Below are 15,745 nucleotides of genomic sequence, written 5' to 3' on the forward strand. Positions count from 1 at the left end.
TGCGACGAATGACAATGAGACACTGGATCACCTCCTTTCAGTTGTTGAACACCATCAGCAATATGGGATGACTTTTCGAGAGTCGCAAACCCACGACGGCGTGATGCGACAAGTCGCCCAGTTTTGCGGTTTTTTGCGCCCTGCAATCACCGCCAGCGTGAACCGGTCGCCTCGCTGAGGGCGGGGCGCCTGCGCAGTTCGGTCACCGGTGTCTCCAACCTGTCCAGGGCCGCGATCATGGCCGTATAGCCGGCGGCCACCGCCGGGTCGTAGGCCTCCCAGTTGCGGATCTCGACCCCGGTCATGTCCGGCGTGATCAGGAGATCGACGCTCTCGCGGGCCGCCCGCAGATCGCGCCCGGTGGGCACGGTGGCCGCCCGCATCAGCAGGGAGACGATGGGCGGACCCTGCCGCCAGGCGCCGGACAGGATCCAGCGCCACACCGATTCCGGCCGCGCCACGTCCTTGGCCGTGATGCTGCGGCCGCGGGTGACATCGATCCCGACAACGGGGCCCAGGTGCATGGCGCTCATGACATCGGCGGGGAAGTTGTTCAGCACCGCCCCATCCACCAGCACCTCGTCGCCTTGGGTGGCCGGCGGCATCACGCCGGGCAGGGCGATGGTGGCCCGCAGGGCGTCCACCAGCCGGCCGCTGCGATGGACCTGATAGGCCCCGGTGGTGAGGTTCGACGAGACGGCGAAGAAGGGCAGCCAGAGGTCCGAGATCCGCGTGTCCCCGAAATGCTCGTACAGCCGGTCGCGCACCTTGTCGCCGCGGGTCATGGCGATCAGGGGAAAGGCGATGTCGTCCAGCGGACTTGAGGCGACGAAGGCCTCTCGGATCCGGCGATCGGCTTCGGCGTCGGACCAGCCCATGCCAAGGCCCGCCGCCACGATGGCGCCCATGGACGATCCGCCGATGAAGTCGATGGGCACGCCGCGCTCCCGCAGGGCGCGGATCGCGCCCACATGGGCATAGGCGCGGGCGCCGCCGCCCGACAGCACCAGGCCGATGGACTGGCCCGTCAGCACCCGCGCCATCCGGGCGGCGTCGTCCTCGTCATCGCGGCGCATGTGGAAGAGGCGGGCCGGATGGGCCGCGGTGAGCCAGCCCTCGGAGGTGCGCGGCGCGCCGCCGCCCCGGGGATGCATGAGGATCAGGTCCACCAGCTGATGGGCCTGCAGCGGCTGGGCCGGATGCAGGATGATGTTCTGCGGCGGCCGCGACGACGCCTTGCCGATGCGGAACAGCCGGTCCACCTGGCGGGCGACCACGGCGCGCCAGCCCAGGTCTTCGCCTTCGGCGGCATAGAGGACGAAGTCGTGGGTGCGCTCGACCTCGGAATACCATTCGGTGGGCGCGGTGGCGGCTTCGGCGCCGACCACGGTGACGCTGTAGCCCTGGCGCATGATGTGGCGGGCGATGCGATCAACCAGCGGACGCACGGGAACCGCCTCGCCGACGGTGACGAAGCCATAGACCGAGGGCTCTGACCCGGTCTGGCGCCCCTTGGTCCGGCGGGTCCGGCGCACCACAAGCTGGGCCAGCTCCAGCATGACGCCGGGGTCTTCTTCAGCGGCGTCCATGAACAGGTCGCGGGGCAGGGCGAAAATCTCGGAGTCCCGCAGGGCCACCACCCGGGCCGAGTGCACGGTGCCGGCCAGCAGCGACATCTCGCCGGCCGGTTCTCCGGGCCGGATCACGCCCAGGAATTCCGGTCCCTGCCCCTCTTCATGCCGGAAGACGCCCAGGCGGCCGGCGCGCAGGAAATAGAGCTGGTCGGCCTCTTCGCCGGCCTCGAACAGCACGCCGCCGCCGGGCAGGGAGAACCACGTGGCCTCACCCTCCACCTGTTCGGCGAAGAACAGCTGGGCCAAGGCCGTGTCGATGGGAAGGTCTGGCAGTCGGGCCACGACCCGGACCCTAGCGCGCAAGCCGCGCCCCGGCTATGCCATGCATATGACGAGGCTAACATCCTCCATCGATCCCGCTTCCGAGGCATTTCAGACCCAGTCGGCGCTGAATCGGGGCCTGGTCGACCAGCTTCGCGCCCATACGAAGCAGGCGGCGCTCGGCGGCCCCGAGGCGTCCCGCGTCCGGCACGAATCGCGGGGCAAGCTGCTGCCGCGGGACCGGGTCATGCGGCTGCTCGATCCGGGCGCGCCGTTCCTCGAAATCGGCGCCCTGGCCGCCCATGGACTCTATGACGACGAGGCGCCGGGCGCGGGCCTGATCACCGGGGTCGGGCGGGTCTCGGGCCGCGAGGTGATGATCGTCGCCAACGACGCCACGGTGAAGGGCGGCGCCTACTTCCCCATGACGGTGAAGAAGCACCTGCGGGCCCAGGAGATCGCCCAGCAGAACCGTCTGCCCTGCATCTATCTGGTGGATTCCGGCGGGGCCAACCTGCCGCACCAGGCCGAGGTGTTTCCCGATCGCGACCATTTCGGCCGCATCTTCTTCAACCAGGCCCAGATGAGCGCGGCGGGCATCGCCCAGATCGCCTGCGTCATGGGCTCCTGCACCGCCGGCGGGGCCTATGTGCCGGCCATGTCCGACGAAACGGTGATCGTCCGCGACCAGGGCACCATCTTCCTGGGCGGCCCGCCCCTGGTGAAGGCCGCCACCGGCGAGGTGATCAGCGCCGAGGAGCTTGGCGGCGCCGACACCCACGGGCGACGCTCCGGCGTGGTCGATCATGTGGCCCATGACGACGAGCACGCGCTGAGCATCGTGCGGTCCATCGTCGCCCACCTGAACACCACCAAGACCCACGAGATGGCCCTGGCCGAGCCGCGACCGCCGGCCTTCGATCCAGAGGAACTCTACGGCCTCATCCCCGGCGACGTGCGCGCGCCCTATGATGTGCGCGAGGTGATCGCGCGCATCGTCGACGGCTCGGACTTCGACGAGTTCAAGGCGCTCTATGGCACGACCCTGGTCTGCGGCTTTGCGCGCATCTGGGGCTATCCCGTCGCCATCCTGGCCAATAACGGCGTGCTGTTCTCCGAGAGCGCGCTGAAGGGGGCCCACTTCATCGAGCTGGCCTGCAAACGGAAGATCCCGCTGGTCTTCCTGCAGAACATCTCCGGATTCATGGTCGGCGGCCGCTACGAGGCCGGCGGCATCGCCAAGGACGGGGCCAAGCTGGTGACCGCCGTGGCCTGCGCCGAGGTCCCCAAGTTCACCGTCCTGATCGGCGGCTCCTTCGGGGCCGGCAATTACGGGATGTGCGGCCGGGCCTATAGCCCCCGCTTCCTGTGGACCTGGCCCAACAGCCGGATCAGCGTCATGGGTGGGGAACAGGCCGCCAGCGTGCTGGCCACCATCCGCCGGGATGGGCTGGAGGCCCGCGGCGAGACCTGGACCGATGATGACGAGGCGGCCTTCAAGGCCCCGGTCAAGGAACGATACGAGGCCGAGGGCGATCCCTATTTCGCCACCGCGCGCCTCTGGGACGACGGGATCATCGATCCGGCCCAGACCCGTGACGTGCTGGGCCTGTCCATTTCTGCGGCGCTCAATGCGCCCGTGCCGGAGACGCGGTTTGGCGTCTTCCGAATGTGAGGAAGCCTTAAAGACCATGAGCAATCCCATCGTCGATCCCCTGGTCGAAGGCCTCGACACCGACGCCACCTCGCCCCTGGTGCGCCTGGAGGCCACCGTCGAAGGCGTGGCCATCGTCACCATCAACCGGCCGGAGCGGCGCAACGCCTTCGACGCCGACCTGATCGCCGCCCTGTCGGAGACCTTCGAGACCCTGCACGGGGCTGAGCATGTGCGCCTGGTCTTCCTGCGCGGGGCCGGCGGGACCTTCAGCGCCGGCGCCGACCTCGACTGGATGCGGGCCGCCGCCGGTCACACCGAGGACGACAACCGCGAAGACGCCATGGCCATGGCCATGATGCTCAAGCTGCTATGGGACATCCCGGCCCTAACGATCGCCCTGGTGCAGGGCGGCGCCTATGGCGGCGGGGCGGGCCTGGCCGCGGCCTGCGACATGGCCATCGCCACCGCTGACGCCCGGTTCAGCTTCGCCGAGGTCAAGCTGGGCCTCGTGGCCGCCACCATCAGCCCCTATGTGGTCGCCGCCGTCGGCCCCCGCACCGCCCGGGGCCTGTTCGCCACGGGCCGCACCTTCGACGCCGCCCATGCCGAGAAGATCGGCCTGATCACCGAGGTGGTCGCCGATGACGCCGCCCTCGAGGCGGCCATGGCCAGCCTGTCCACAGAGATGATGGCCTGCGGTCCCATGGCGGTCATCGAGTCCAAGAAGATCGTCGCGCACGTGGCCTATCAGGAGATCGACCACGGTCTGATGGAAGACACCGCCAGGGTCATCGCCCGGGTGCGGGTGAGCGAGGAGGGGCAGGAGGGCGTCATCGCCTTCCTGGAGAAGCGCAAGCCCCGCTGGTCCGAATGATCAACACCCTTCTGGTCGCCAATCGCGGGGAGATCGCAAGGCGCATCTTCCGCACCGCCCACCGGATGGGCATGGCCACCGTGGCGGTCTATTCCGACGCCGACGCCCAGTCGCCCCATGTGCGTGAAGCCGATCAGGCCCTGCGCCTGGGGCCGGCGGCCGCCCAGGAGAGTTATCTGGCGATCGACAAGGTGCTGGCGGCCGCCCGGGCCAGCGGCGCCGACGCCATCCATCCCGGCTATGGCTTCCTGTCGGAGAACGCCGGCTTCGCCGAGGCGGTGATGGCGGCCGGCCTCACCTGGGTGGGTCCGCCGCCTGCGGCCATCCGCGCCATGGGGCTGAAGGATGCGGCCAAGGCCCTGATGATCCAGGCCGGCGTGCCGGTGACGCCGGGCTATCATGGCGAGAACCAGGATCCAGGCCATCTGGCCGCGCAGGCCGAGGCCATCGGCTATCCCGTCCTGATCAAGGCCGTGGCCGGGGGCGGGGGCAAGGGCATGCGGAAGGTCGAGGGCGCGGCGGATTTCGCTGAAGCCCTTGGCGCAGCCAGGCGGGAAGCGGCCGGCGCCTTCGGCGACGACCGTGTCCTGCTGGAGACCTATGTCGCCCGGCCCCGCCACATCGAGGTGCAGGTGTTCGGCGACAGCCACGGCCAGGTCGTCCACCTGTTCGAACGCGACTGCTCCTTGCAGCGCCGCCACCAGAAGGTGATCGAGGAGGCGCCGGCCCCGGGCATGAGCCCGGAGGTGCGCCAGGCCGTCTGCGCCGCCGCCGTCCGCGCCGCCCAGGCCGTGGACTATGTGGGCGCCGGCACGGTGGAGTTCATCGCCGACGCCAGCCAAGGTCTGCGCGCCGACCGCATCTGGTTCATGGAGATGAACACCCGCCTGCAGGTGGAGCACCCGGTCACTGAGGCCGTCACCGGCCAGGACCTGGTGGAATGGCAGCTGCGGGTGGCGGCCGGCGAGCCGCTGCCGCTGCGCCAGGACCAGATCGTCCTCGACGGCTGGGCCATGGAGGCCAGGCTCTATGCCGAGAACCCGGCCGCGGGCTTTCTGCCCTCCATCGGCGACCTGGAGCACTTCGTGCTGCCAGACGCAGTGCGGGTGGATACGGGCGTCGAGGCGGGCGGGACGGTCAGCCCGCACTATGATCCGATGATCGCCAAGCTGATCGCCCATGGTCCCACGCGGCAGGCGGCCGCCCGGCGCCTGGCCCAGGCCTGTGGCGAGGTGCAGGTGTGGCCCGTGAGGACCAATGCCGGCTTTCTCGCCCGCTGTCTGGTCGAGCCAGAGTTCCTGGCCGGCGACGTGGATACCGGCTTCATCGGTGCGCGACAGGACAGGCTCACACAGGGGGCCGCGCCCAGCGACCGCGTCCTGGCCGCCGCCGCCCAGGGCCTGCTGTCGCAGGCGCCGGTCGCGGCTGCCGAGCCCGAGGGTCCCTGGGGGGCGCTGACGGGCTTCCGGCTGAACGCCCCGCGGCAGGGCCGGCTGCGCCTTTATCGGGACGGCGGGGCGGTCGAGGCGCCGCTTGATGACGGCCCGCTGTCGGCTGATGTGCTGATCGACGCCGCCGGCGCCATCGTGGTGTTCGAGGCGGGCGAGGCCTACGCCTTTTCCGGAACGCCGCCCCTGGCCGCGGCGGGCGAGGGTCCGGCCGGCGACGGCGTGGTGATCGCCCCCATGCCGGGCAAGGTGGTCGCCGTGGCCGTGAAGGTCGGCGACGCCGTGACCCGCGGCCAGACCCTGGTCACCCTGGAAGCCATGAAGATGGAACACGCCCTGTCCGCGGCCTTTGACGGGACGGTGGAGTCGCTCGTCGTCGCCGTCGGCGATCAGGTGAGCGAGGGCGCGGTGCTGGCGCGGCTGGCCCAGGCTGCCTAGACCGCGCCCATGACCCTGCATCTGATCAAGCTCGTTGTCGGCTGCGACACCGTTGAAGACCTCCTGGACTGGCGCGAACCCCAGGCCAAGGCGGGCCAGCCCTGGATACTTCGCACCCGCCAGACCCCCAAGCGGGCGGCGGAGCTGACCGACGGCGGCTCGCTCTACCGCGTCTACAAGGGCGCGATCCTGTCGCGGCAGCGCATCCTGGAGATCGCCACGGTGGGCGAGGGGCAGCACGCCCGCTGCGAGATGCTGCTGGACGAGGCCCTGGTCCTAGTGGCGCCGACGCCCAGGCGCGCCTTCCAGGGCTGGCGCTATCTGGAGGCCAAGGACGCGCCGCCGGACCTGGAGGGCGAAGGCGGCCACGAGGTGCCGCCGGAGCTGGCCCGCCAGCTGCGCGAGGCCGGCCTCTGGTAAGCGATCAGACCGCCATATTGTCAATGAGGCGGGTCTTGCCCAGGAAGGCCGCGGCCAGAACACGGCCGGGCACGCTCAGAACCCCGGGGCCGGGGTGCGACAGGTCCTGGGCGTGGCGCACCTCGAAATAGTCGATCTGGTCGAACCCCTGACGCTCCAGGGCGGCGCGGCCGGTGGCCTCCACCTTCTCGACCGTGTCGCCAGCCTTCAGCCGGGCTGCGGCGTCGGCCAGCACGACATTGAGCCGCCCGGCGATGATCCGCTGATCGGGCGTCAGGTAGGCGTTGCGAGAGGACAGGGCCAGGCCGTCCTGCGCCCGGGCCGTGGGCGCGCCGATGACCTCGACCGGCAGGTCCAGGTCGAGGACCAGCCGACGGATCAGCTGGAGCTGCTGGTAGTCCTTCTCGCCGAACACGGCCAGGTCGGGCTGGGCCTGGTTGAGCAGCTTGGCGACCACGGTCGCCACCCCGTCGAAATGGCCGGGCCGCGCCGCCCCATCGAGGGGCTCGGAGACGCCCGAAACTGTGATCCGGGTGGCGAAACCCGGCGGATAGATCTGGCTCACATCGGGCGCATAGAGCAGGTCGCAGCCGGCGCTGGCCAGCAGCTCGGCGTCGCCGGCCTCGTTGCGGGGATAGCGGTCGAAGTCCTCGTTCGGGCCGAACTGGGTCGGATTGACGAAGATGCTGGCGACCACCCGCCGGGCGCGGGCCTTGGCCAGTCGCACGAGAGAGAGGTGGCCCTCGTGCAAGGCGCCCATGGTGGGCGTCATCCCTACGGTCTCGCCGGCCGCCCGCCAGGCGCGGACCTGGGCGCGCAGTTGGGCCACAGTGCGGACGACGGGCAGGAAATCGGCGGACATGAGGCCTCGGACGGCTTGAAAAGAGGTGTCGGGCTTATGGCCGACGGGCGGGGGTGCGTCCATCCGTCCACAGGGGTTGGGCCCTGCCAAGTTGACCTTGGGGCCAGCATAAGCCTCTCGTTAACCTATTGGTCCCCTTGGCCGAATCGATGGAGCAGGACGCATGTCCCAACCCCGTGTGATCGTCGTCGGAAACGAGAAGGGCGGCGCTGGCAAGTCCACCATCGCCCTGCATCTGGCCGTGGCCCTGATGTATGGCGGCGCCAAGGTGGCGGTGCTGGACCTGGACCTGCGCCAGCAATCCATGGGCCACTTCTTCGCCAGCCGCCGGGCCTGGCTGGCGGCCAATGAGGTCGAGGCCCCGCTGCCCCTGGAATTCCCCCTCAGTCCCGACCTGGCCCTGGCCACCGACGGCGAGGCCCTGGCCGCCTTCCAGGAGGCCTTCGAGGCCGCCAATGCGGCGGCCGACTTCGTGCTGATCGACACCCCGGGCGGGGACACGGCCATCTCCCGGGCGGCCCATGGCCTGGCCGACCTGATCGTCACGCCGATGAACGACAGCTTCGTCGACTTCGACATGCTGGGGGTGGTTGATCCGGTCTCCCTGGATCTGAAGCGGCCCGGCCTCTATTCGGTCACCGTGTGGGATAGCCGCAAGGCCCGAGCCGTGGCCGACGGTCGCTCCATCGACTGGGTGGTGCTGCGCAACCGCCTGGCGCCCACCGAGGCCCGCAACCGCCGGCGCCTGGATGAGCGGGTGAAGGCCCTGTCACGCCGGGTTGGCTTCCGCGTGGGTCCTGGCCTGCGCGACCGGGTGATCTATCGCGAGCTCTATCCCTTCGGCCTGACCATCGCCGACCTGTCGCCGGCCATCCGGCCGGTCTCCGTCTCCCTGCAGCATGTGGCCGCCCGCCAGGAGCTGCGCGCCCTGATCGGCGCCCTGGGGCTGGGCGAGGTGACGGGGCAGACCCTGATGGCGGCCGAATAGGGTCATGCTCTATCTGGCCCTCGGCGCTGCGGCCCTGGCCGTCTTCGTCTGGCTGGGACGGCGGGGCCGGCCGGTGTTTCAGCGTCCGGGCCTGCGCGTCATGTCCGGCGTCGCCGCGATCGCAGCCTTCGCCGGCGCCGCCTTCCTGGCCGTGCGCGGGGGCTGGGCCTTTGCGCCCGTCCTCATCGTGCTGGGCTTATGGCTGGCCATGAGCGCCAGAGGGCAGGGCGCAGGCGGCGGGGCCGCGCCCCGGACCCGGACCAGCGCCATGAGCGAACAGGACGCCCGGTCGATCCTGGGGGTTGGCGACGGGGCGACCCCGGACGAGATCCAGGCGGCCTATACCCGCCTGATGCGCCGCGCCCATCCGGACGCCGGAGGATCTGCGGGCCTGGCGGCCCAGCTCAACGCCGCCCGCGATCGGCTGACCCGTCGCTGAGCGGGCTCTAGGTTTTAAGGTTTGAGCGCGTTTCAGCCGTAAAACCGGATTCCACTTTTACGGAACGCGCTCAGGCGGGATCGATCACCATGCAGGCCTGGTTGCGGGCCTTGAGGGTTTCGCAGGCGTCGCGGGCCTTGGCCTCGGTCATGCCCGTGAACCGGGCGCGATAGAAGCCTGAGCTGGGATCGGTGACCATGGTGTCGGCGCCGGTGAAGGCGCTGGCGAAGCGGCGGCGGGTCATCTGGAGCTGTTCCTGCGCCAGGGCCCGCGAGCGGAAGGCGCCCACCTGCACCTGCCACTGGCCGGCCGAGGCTGATCCCTCAGACCGCGTGGCGGCCGGAGGCGGCGGGGCCGAAGCCAGCACGATCTTCAGACCGTCCTGTTCGCCGTCCCCCTGCTCGCGGGAGGGCCGCATGATCTGGCCGCTGGGATCGGGCTCGAACAGGTTCTGGGCCACGGTGATCCGCTCGCCACGGTCGCGGCGGTTGGCCACGTCAAAGCCGGTGAGCAGCAGGTCCTCGGCGTGGTTGTCGCGGGCCGCGGTCGAGGCGCCCCCCAGCACGACCACGATCAGCCGCCGGCCCTGGCGGACGCCGGAGATGGCGATGTTGTAGCCCGAGGCGTTGGTGTAGCCGGTCTTCAGGCCATCGACCCCCAGCTCCCGGCGCAGCAGGCTGTTGTGGCCGCGGATCACCGTGCCCCGGAAGGTGAACTGGCCGGTGCTGAACAGGCCATAATATTGCGGGAAGTCGCGCATGACGGCGCGGGACAGGACGGCCAGGTCTCGGGCGGTGGAGATCTGGCGGCTGTCGGGCAGGCCCGAAGCGTTGACGAAGGTCGTGGAGTCCATGCCGAGCTCGCGGGCCCGCAGGGTCATCAGGGCGGCGAAGCGCGCCTCGCTGCCGCCCAGCTTCTCGGCCACGGCCACGGCCACGTCATTGGCCGAGCGGATCGCCAGGGCGTGGAGGGCTTCGTCCACCGTGATCGAATCACCGGCCTTCACGAACAGCTTGGTGGGCGGGGCCGCCGCGGCGCGGGTGGAGAAGGGGATTCGATCGTCCAGGGTGAGGCGGCCGGCGGCCAGTTCCTCGAACAGGAGATAGATCGTCATCACCTTGGTGATGGAGGCCGGATAGCGGTCGCTGTCAGCCCGCTTGGCGTACAGCACCTCGCCGCTGGCGGCGTCCACCACGATGGAGGCGTACTTTGGTTGCTGGGCCGGCAACTGCAGATAGGGGATCTGCGCCTGGGCGGCCGGGGCGGCCGCCAGGCCGCAGGCCGCGGCGATCGCGAAAAGGCCGGCGAGAATCGGGCGGCGGGCGCGTTTGAACATCGCTTCGTCCGTCGTGTCTGGGTTTTCCGGCGCACCCCCCGAGGCGCACGCCGAGGACAGGAGGCTAACATGGCACATCGCCCCTTGCGCGAGGGTAAACACCTGTTGAGCATTCCAAAATGCCGCACCGCCCGCCTGATGGGCGAGTGGTGAAGCTTCACGCAGATGGCGTTTGAGCCGTTTTCTACGAGAGCGTCAGAAATTGTGCGGCGCACAAACAGCTTATTGACTGTTGCGATGCAACATGGAATATTGCGGTGCGTTAAGTGTGTTTCGTCAGTTTCTCGCGGTCCGCCGCGTCCGTTCGCCAGACCGCCCCCTGTCGCCCGTCAAGGAGATCAGCCATGGCCGCCGCCGCTGAAACCAACGCCAAGTCCACCGCCGAGCAGTTCACCCTGGCCGGCAACACCGCCTTCAAGGACGCTATCGAAAAGTCCCTGACGGCGCTGGCCGAAACCAACACCTATTCGAAGAAGAATCTGGAGGCGATGGTCGCCTCCGCCACGGCCGCCGCCAAGGGCGCTGAAGCCGTCGGCGCCCAGGCCATGGCCTATTCCAAGAAGTCGGTGGAAGACCAGATGGTCGCCGCCAAGTCGCTCAGCCAGGCCAAGAGCCTGCAGGAAGCCGTCGAGCTCCAGACCGCCTTCGCCAAGACCGCCATGGAAACCTACATGGCCGAAATGACCCGCATGTCGGAGCTGTTCACCGCCTCGATGAAGGACTCCATGAAGCCGCTGAACGAGCGCGTCACCGCGACCGTCGAGCGTCTGCAAGCCGCCCGCTAAGACGATCGGGCGCCCCGGCGCCCAAACCATGAGACAAGAGCCCGGTCCGGCGACGGACCGGGCTTTTCTCATGGAGGCGTGGGCGCTCTGGACTCGGAGACTTGAGCGCGTTTTGATCCGATAACCGGTTCCCACTTATCGGAACGCGCTCTAGAGACTAGGGCATGTCCACTGTCGAAGAACGTCTGGCCGCGCTGGGTGTCCGCCTGCCCGAGCCCTCCACCCCGGTCGCCAACTATGTGCCCTTTGTCCGGGCCGGCGCCTTGCTCCACATTTCCGGCCAGGTGTCCCGGGACGCGCAGGGCGGCGTCACCGGAGTCGTCGGCCAGGACGTCGATCTGGAGACGGCGCGACTGGCCGCCCGGCTGTGCGCCATCAACCTGATCGCCCAGATGAAGGCGGCCTGCGGCGGCGATCTGGGCCGCGTGGTCCGGGTGGTCAAGCTGGGGGGCTTCGTCCAGGCCGGCCCCGACTTCTTCGACATTCCCCAGGTGGTGAACGGCGCTTCGGACCTGATGGTCGACGCCTTTGGCGACCTCGGCCGACACGCCCGCTCGGCGGTGGGGGTCTATCGTCTGCCGATGAACTTCGCTGTCGAGGTCGATGCGGTGGTGGAGCTGTCGTGAGGGACCGCTTCGGCGAGGCCTGGGATCTTCTGTTCCACCCGCCGGTGGCTCACCGGGGCCTGTGGACGCCAGACGGCGCGCCGGAGAACTCCCTGGGCGCCTTCCAGGCCGCCTGCGCCGCCGGTTATGGGATCGAGCTCGACGTCCACCTGTCGTCGGACGGGGAGGCGATGGTCTTCCACGACGAGACCCTGATCCGCATGACGGGCGCCGAGGGCCGTCTGAGCGACCACACCGCCGCCGATCTCGGCGAACTCGCCCTCAAGGGCACGGATGAAACCATACCGACCCTGCTCGAGACCCTGGCCCTGATCGGCCACCGGGCCATGGTGCATATTGAACTCAAGACCGCCTGGGGCGAGGTCGGCCCGCTGGAGCAGCGGGTGCACGAGATCATTGCCGACCATGCCGGCCCCCTCTGCATCATCGGCTTCAATCCCTATTCCCACGCCTGGTACGCCGACCACTATCCGGGCGTCCTGCGGGGCCTCGATTCGTTCAGCTATCGCGGCGTGAAGCACCTGAGCGAAGAGCAGCGCCAGTCCTATGCCCGGCTTGAGCAGGTCTCCATCGCGCGTCCCCACTTCCTGGCCCTTGGTCTCGACATGCTGCCGAGCCCGCAGGCCGACGCCTATCGGGCGCAGGGCATGCCCGTCGTGGCCTGGACGGTTCGTAAGCCCGAACAGTGGGATGCGGTGAAGGATCACTGCGACAACCTGATCTTCGAGGGCTTCGCCGCGTGAGCCTGACGCCGGCGGTCAGGGTGAACCGCCGTATCGCCGAGATCGGCCAGGCGAACTGGGAGGCCTGCGCCGCGCCCAGTGGCAACCCCTTCGTCTCCTACGACTTTCTCGACATCTTGGAGCAGTCCGGCTGCGCGGTGGAGCGGGCCGGCTGGGGGCCGCAACATCTGTCCATCGCCGACGAGGCCGGCCAGGTGGGGGCGGTCATGCCGCTCTATCTGAAGGCCCACAGCCAGGGCGAATACATCTTCGACCATGCCTGGGCCGACGCCTATGAGCGGGCCGGCGGCCGGTACTATCCCAAGCTGCTGTCAGCCGCGCCGTTCACGCCGGCGACGGGCGCGCGCCTGCTGGTGCGGCCGGACGTGCCGACGGAGGCGGGCTATGATCTGCTGCTCGGCGGCGCCCTGACCCTGTGCGAGCGGATGGGGGCTTCTTCCGTCCACGTCAATTTTCCGACAGCCAAGGAATGGGCCTGGCTGGGCGACCAGGGGCTAGCCCAGCGGCAGGGGCAGCAATACCATTGGTTCAACAAGGGCTATGGCGGCTTTGACGACTTCCTGGCCGATCTTTCATCGGGGCGGCGAAAAACCATCCGGCGGGAGCGGCGGGACGCCCAGGCGGGGCTGGAGATCGTCCAACTCACCGGCGCGGACCTGACCGAAGACGCTTGGGACGCCTTCTATGGCTTCTATATGGACACCGGCTCGCGCAAGTGGGGTCAGCCCTATCTGAACCGGCTGTTCTTCTCCCTGCTGGGGGAGCGGATGGCCGACCGGGTGCTGCTGATCATGGCCCGGCGCAACGGCCGCTGGATCGCCGGCGCGCTGAACCTGATCGGGACGGACGCCCTGTATGGGCGCAACTGGGGCTGCGTCGAGGGCGTGCCCTTCCTGCATTTCGAGCTCTGCTACTACCAGGCCATCGAGTGGGCCATCGGCGCAGGCCTGGCGCGGGTCGAGGCCGGGGCTCAAGGGCAGCACAAGATCGCCAGGGGCTATCTGCCGACCCCAGTCTATTCGGCCCACTACATCGCCGATCCCGCCCTGCGTGGCCCGGTGGAGGACTTCGTCGCCCGGGAGAAGGCGGCGGTGGACGACGAGATGGAGTGGCTGTCGGAGGAATACTCGCCGTTCCGTCAGGGGTGAGAGCGTCGCCCGCCCGCCGACGATTTGCTAAAGCACGAGCCATCAACGCCAGAGGGAGCGCGGCCATGAGCCTGGACGGGACCTACGACGCCAACAATATCTTCGCCAAGATCCTGCGGGGCGAGGCGCCCTGCGCCCGGGTGTTCGAGGACGAGCACGTCCTGTCGTTCATGGACGTCTTCCCGCAGGTCCGTGGCCACACCCTGGTGATCCCCAAGCATTCCACGGCGCGGAACCTGCTGGAAGAAGACCCGGCCGTGCTGTCGCCGCTGATTCTCGGTGTCCAGCGGGTCGCCCGGGCGGTGAGGGCGGCGCTTGCGCCGGACGGGGTGGTGATCACCCAGTTCAATGGCGCGGCGGCGGGACAGACTGTCTTCCATCCCCACTTCCACATCCTGCCCCGCTGGGATGGCGTGGCCGTGGGCCGTCACGCTTCGGGCGGCATGGCCGATCCGGCCGAACTGAAGGCGCTGGCCGAACAGATCGCCGCCAAGATCGCCTGACTTCGCCGCGCCTTCGACGCGCACGAAAAAGCCCCGGCCAGACGGCCGGGGCTTTGACGTTCAGGAGGTCGAGCCAGCCCTAGTCGGCCAGTTCGGCGGTGGCGTCCCTGGAGGGATCCTCGATCATGGGGGCGCCTGGTTCGCGGGTGTCGCCCTCGATCTCGAAGTCCAGCTTGCCGTCCTTGAGCACCACGCGGACATGGCCGCCCTTGACCAGCCGGCCGAAGAGGATCTCGTCGGCCAGGGGCTTCTTGATGTGCTCCTGGATGACCCGGGCCAGCGGCCGGGCGCCATAGAGCTCGTCGAAGCCGTTGTCGGCCAGCCAGCCCGCCGCCTCGTCGGTGGTTTCGATGGTGACGTGGCGATCGGCCAGCTGAGCTTCCAGCTGCATGACGAACTTCTGCACCACCTGGCGGATGATCGACTGATCCAGCGGACGGAAGGCCACCACCGCGTCGAGGCGGTTGCGGAATTCCGGGGTGAAGACCCGCTTGATCGCCTCTTCGGCCTCGTGATCAGCCTTGCCCCGGCCAAAGCCGATGGTGTTGCGCTGAGCGTCGGCCGCACCGGCGTTGGTGGTCATGATGAGCACCACGTTGCGGAAGTCGATCTTCTTGCCGTTGGAGTCGGTCAGCACCCCGTGGTCCATGACCTGGAGCAGGATGTTGTAGACGTCCGGGTGGGACTTCTCGATCTCGTCCAGCAGGACCACGGCGTGGGGATGCTGATCGACGGCGTCGGTCAGCAGGCCGCCCTGGTCGAAGCCCACATAGCCGGGGGGCGCCCCGATCAGGCGGCTGACCGTGTGGCGCTCCATATACTCCGACATGTCGAAGCGCAGGAGCTCGATCCCCAGGGTCGAGGCCAGCTGCCGGGCGGTCTCCGTCTTGCCGGTGCCCGTCGGACCCGAGAAGAGGTAGCAGCCGATCGGCTTGTTGGGATCGCGCAGGCCCGCCCGGGACATCTTCATGGCCGCAGACAGCTGCTCGATCGCCTCGTCCTGGCCGTAGACCGCCCGCTTCAGGTCCTCCTGCAGTTGCTTGAGGGCCTCGGTGTCGGACTTGGAGACCGACTTGGGCGGAATGCGGGCGATCTTGGCCACCACGGCCTCGATCTCCTTGACCCCGATGGTCTTCTTCCGGCGGCTTTCGGGCAGCAGCATCTGGCTGGCGCCGGCCTCGTCGATCAGGTCGATCGCCTTGTCCGGCAGCTTGCGGTCATTGATGTACTTGGCCGACAGCTCGACCGCGGCCTTCAGGGCGTCGTTGGTGTAGCGGAGCTTGTGGAACTCCTCGTAATAGGTCTTGAGGCCCTTCAGGATCTTGATCGTGTCGTCCAGGGTCGGCTCGTTCACGTCGATCTTCTGGAAGCGCCGGACGAGCGCCCGGTCCTTCTCGAAGTGCTGGCGGAATTCCTTGTAGGTGGTCGACCCCATGCACCGCAGGGTGCCCGAAGCCAGGGCGGGCTTCAGCAGGTTCGAGGCGTCCATGGCTCCGCCGCTGGTCGCGCCGGCGCCGATGACCGTATGGATCTCGTCGATGAACAGGATCGCGTCAGCGTGGTTCTCGAGTTCCTTGACCACC

General features: G+C 68.9%; 15 protein-coding genes. 11 read left to right on the forward strand and 4 right to left on the reverse strand.

What is annotated here, in order from left to right:
• Window positions 1-146 precede the first annotated feature (146 nt).
• Window positions 147-1,916, reverse strand: a complete 1,770-nt coding sequence (locus Q7S93_RS04475) for a patatin-like phospholipase family protein (RefSeq protein ID WP_304712502.1) — start codon at window positions 1,914-1,916, stop codon at window positions 147-149.
• Window positions 1,917-1,962: 46 nt separating this feature from the next.
• Here Q7S93_RS04475 and Q7S93_RS04480 point away from each other — a divergent pair, with 46 nt between their 5' ends.
• Genes Q7S93_RS04480 through Q7S93_RS04495 form a run of 4 tightly spaced genes read left to right on the forward strand, consistent with a single transcriptional unit; the run spans window position 1,963 to window position 6,732 of the window.
• Window positions 1,963-3,570, forward strand: coding sequence for a carboxyl transferase domain-containing protein (locus tag Q7S93_RS04480; protein WP_304712504.1), 1,608 nt, complete (start codon window positions 1,963-1,965; stop codon window positions 3,568-3,570).
• Between the two features lie 16 nt (window positions 3,571-3,586).
• Entirely contained in the window at window positions 3,587-4,426 is an 840-nt protein-coding gene (locus Q7S93_RS04485; RefSeq protein WP_304712506.1) for an enoyl-CoA hydratase-related protein, read from the forward strand.
• Complete coding sequence (locus Q7S93_RS04490; protein ID WP_304712508.1) at window positions 4,423-6,312, forward strand: acetyl/propionyl/methylcrotonyl-CoA carboxylase subunit alpha; 1,890 nt, start codon at window positions 4,423-4,425, stop codon at window positions 6,310-6,312. Before Q7S93_RS04485 ends, Q7S93_RS04490 begins: the two co-directional genes overlap by 4 nt.
• Window positions 6,313-6,321: 9 nt before the next feature.
• Window positions 6,322-6,732, forward strand: a complete 411-nt coding sequence (locus Q7S93_RS04495; protein WP_304712510.1) for a DUF1489 family protein — start codon at window positions 6,322-6,324, stop codon at window positions 6,730-6,732.
• 4 nt (window positions 6,733-6,736) lie between these two features.
• Here Q7S93_RS04495 and panC read toward each other — a convergent pair whose 3' ends face one another.
• Entirely contained in the window at window positions 6,737-7,594 is an 858-nt protein-coding gene (panC, locus tag Q7S93_RS04500) for a pantoate--beta-alanine ligase (RefSeq protein ID WP_304712512.1), read from the reverse strand.
• 163 nt (window positions 7,595-7,757) lie between these two features.
• On the opposite strand from panC, the gene Q7S93_RS04505 reads away from it, so the two are divergent.
• Both Q7S93_RS04505 and Q7S93_RS04510 read left to right on the forward strand, forming a co-directional pair.
• Window positions 7,758-8,582, forward strand: coding sequence for a division plane positioning ATPase MipZ (locus Q7S93_RS04505; RefSeq protein WP_304712514.1), 825 nt, complete (start codon window positions 7,758-7,760; stop codon window positions 8,580-8,582).
• A gap of 4 nt (window positions 8,583-8,586) precedes the next feature.
• Entirely contained in the window at window positions 8,587-9,021 is a 435-nt protein-coding gene (locus Q7S93_RS04510; protein WP_304712516.1) for a J domain-containing protein, read from the forward strand.
• A 70-nt stretch (window positions 9,022-9,091) separates the two neighbouring features.
• Here Q7S93_RS04510 and Q7S93_RS04515 read toward each other — a convergent pair whose 3' ends face one another.
• Entirely contained in the window at window positions 9,092-10,357 is a 1,266-nt protein-coding gene (locus Q7S93_RS04515) for a D-alanyl-D-alanine carboxypeptidase (RefSeq protein WP_304712518.1), read from the reverse strand.
• A 344-nt stretch (window positions 10,358-10,701) separates the two neighbouring features.
• Here Q7S93_RS04515 and Q7S93_RS04520 point away from each other — a divergent pair, with 344 nt between their 5' ends.
• The 5 genes from Q7S93_RS04520 to Q7S93_RS04540 all read left to right on the forward strand — a co-directional run bounded on the left by Q7S93_RS04520 (window position 10,702) and on the right by Q7S93_RS04540 (window position 14,162).
• Window positions 10,702-11,142 carry a phasin family protein gene (locus tag Q7S93_RS04520; RefSeq protein WP_304712519.1) on the forward strand — a complete coding sequence of 147 codons (441 nt, stop codon included), beginning with the start codon at window positions 10,702-10,704 and terminating at the stop codon, window positions 11,140-11,142.
• A gap of 164 nt (window positions 11,143-11,306) precedes the next feature.
• Window positions 11,307-11,768 carry a RidA family protein gene (locus Q7S93_RS04525; protein WP_304712522.1) on the forward strand — a complete coding sequence of 154 codons (462 nt, stop codon included), beginning with the start codon at window positions 11,307-11,309 and terminating at the stop codon, window positions 11,766-11,768.
• Window positions 11,765-12,511 (forward strand): glycerophosphodiester phosphodiesterase, encoded by a 747-nt coding sequence (locus tag Q7S93_RS04530; RefSeq protein ID WP_304712524.1) that lies wholly within the window; start codon window positions 11,765-11,767, stop codon window positions 12,509-12,511. The genes Q7S93_RS04525 and Q7S93_RS04530 overlap by 4 nt, the downstream gene beginning before the upstream one ends.
• A complete protein-coding gene (locus Q7S93_RS04535) occupies window positions 12,508-13,659 on the forward strand; it encodes a GNAT family N-acetyltransferase (RefSeq protein ID WP_304712526.1) in 1,152 nt (383 codons plus the stop codon). Before Q7S93_RS04530 ends, Q7S93_RS04535 begins: the two co-directional genes overlap by 4 nt.
• Before the next feature lie 65 nt (window positions 13,660-13,724).
• Entirely contained in the window at window positions 13,725-14,162 is a 438-nt protein-coding gene (locus Q7S93_RS04540; protein ID WP_304712527.1) for an HIT domain-containing protein, read from the forward strand.
• A 79-nt stretch (window positions 14,163-14,241) separates the two neighbouring features.
• Here Q7S93_RS04540 and Q7S93_RS04545 read toward each other — a convergent pair.
• On the reverse strand, window positions 14,242-15,745 hold a 1,504-nt coding region (locus tag Q7S93_RS04545; RefSeq protein ID WP_304712529.1), incomplete at its 5' end, for an AAA family ATPase.

The organism is Phenylobacterium sp. (assembly GCF_030646615.1).
GTDB lineage: Bacteria > Pseudomonadota > Alphaproteobacteria > Caulobacterales > Caulobacteraceae > Phenylobacterium.

What these genes read in the sequence shown, in the direction of transcription:
- Q7S93_RS04485 (WP_304712506.1), top strand. Translation starts at nt 3,587, where the DNA reads ATGAGCAATCCCATCGTCGATCCCCTGGTCGAAGGCCTCGACACCGAC.
- Q7S93_RS04490 (WP_304712508.1), top strand. Translation starts at nt 4,423, where the DNA reads ATGATCAACACCCTTCTGGTCGCCAATCGCGGGGAGATCGCAAGGCGC.
- Q7S93_RS04540 (WP_304712527.1), top strand. Translation starts at nt 13,725, where the DNA reads ATGAGCCTGGACGGGACCTACGACGCCAACAATATCTTCGCCAAGATC.
- Q7S93_RS04480 (WP_304712504.1), top strand. Translation starts at nt 1,963, where the DNA reads ATGACGAGGCTAACATCCTCCATCGATCCCGCTTCCGAGGCATTTCAG.
- Q7S93_RS04510 (WP_304712516.1), top strand. Translation starts at nt 8,587, where the DNA reads ATGCTCTATCTGGCCCTCGGCGCTGCGGCCCTGGCCGTCTTCGTCTGG.
- Q7S93_RS04525 (WP_304712522.1), top strand. Translation starts at nt 11,307, where the DNA reads ATGTCCACTGTCGAAGAACGTCTGGCCGCGCTGGGTGTCCGCCTGCCC.
- Q7S93_RS04495 (WP_304712510.1), top strand. Translation starts at nt 6,322, where the DNA reads ATGACCCTGCATCTGATCAAGCTCGTTGTCGGCTGCGACACCGTTGAA.
- Q7S93_RS04505 (WP_304712514.1), top strand. Translation starts at nt 7,758, where the DNA reads ATGTCCCAACCCCGTGTGATCGTCGTCGGAAACGAGAAGGGCGGCGCT.
- panC (WP_304712512.1), bottom strand. Translation starts at nt 7,594, where the DNA reads ATGTCCGCCGATTTCCTGCCCGTCGTCCGCACTGTGGCCCAACTGCGC.
- Q7S93_RS04520 (WP_304712519.1), top strand. Translation starts at nt 10,702, where the DNA reads ATGGCCGCCGCCGCTGAAACCAACGCCAAGTCCACCGCCGAGCAGTTC.
- Q7S93_RS04515 (WP_304712518.1), bottom strand. Translation starts at nt 10,357, where the DNA reads ATGTTCAAACGCGCCCGCCGCCCGATTCTCGCCGGCCTTTTCGCGATC.